A 680-nucleotide genomic window follows, 5' to 3' on the forward strand; every position below is an offset into this window, starting at 1 on the left:
ATCCAGTAATACACGACGTGTGGACTGATGCCCAGTCGGTGAGCGAGTTGCTGTACCGTGAGTTCGTCAGGCCGCTTGAGGCTGGTCGGCGCAATCCCATACCGGTAGCGGATCCACTTGACCATGGCGAGCGTAAATGATTTGCCGGTTGGGCTGCGCAGGCCTTTCTGATTGAGGTGCGCAACGATTTGCGGGTCGGACAGATGTTGCGACAGCTTGCGCACCTGCTCGACGGTCGCAGTCGGATAGCGCAACGCTTCGATGACCGGCGTGGGCAAAGTCACGGTGGTGTCGGTACAGATGCCGCCCTGCCAACGCACGTGTAGGACCACCTGTCTGCTGGCTGCGGGCAGCTTCTCGACCGTAATGTCCCGGATGAGCAGTCTCAACATGCGCTTGCGATCCTTTGCCGGGGTCGCCGGAGCACGCCAAAGACGTGGCAGATTGCGCGCCAGTGCGAGGATCTTGGCCTTCTGTTCGGGCGTGGCGACGCGCGCCTTCTGGCTCTGGAACTGGGCGGCTTCCGTCTTGATTGCTTCGAGACGTTGCATCGCGTCATTCCAGCGCCGCTCGAGGGTGCCCGCGACCAGACGGTTAGCGGGATCGCATTCCTGATAGCGACGCTCGGCAAGCGCGACCTCATACTCGGCGCGTTCGATGCGCATATGCCACTGACGCAT

The 680-nt window shown here is 61.6% G+C and carries 1 pseudogene; it reads right to left on the bottom strand.

Annotated features, from left to right (window positions below):
• Nucleotides 1-665: pseudogene (locus J8I82_RS37880) on the bottom strand (recombinase family protein); the annotation flags it as partial.
• Nucleotides 666-680: the final 15 nt, after the last annotated feature.

It is taken from the genome of Cupriavidus consociatus (assembly GCF_017814975.1).
GTDB classification, from domain to species: Bacteria; Pseudomonadota; Gammaproteobacteria; order Burkholderiales; family Burkholderiaceae; genus Cupriavidus; species Cupriavidus consociatus.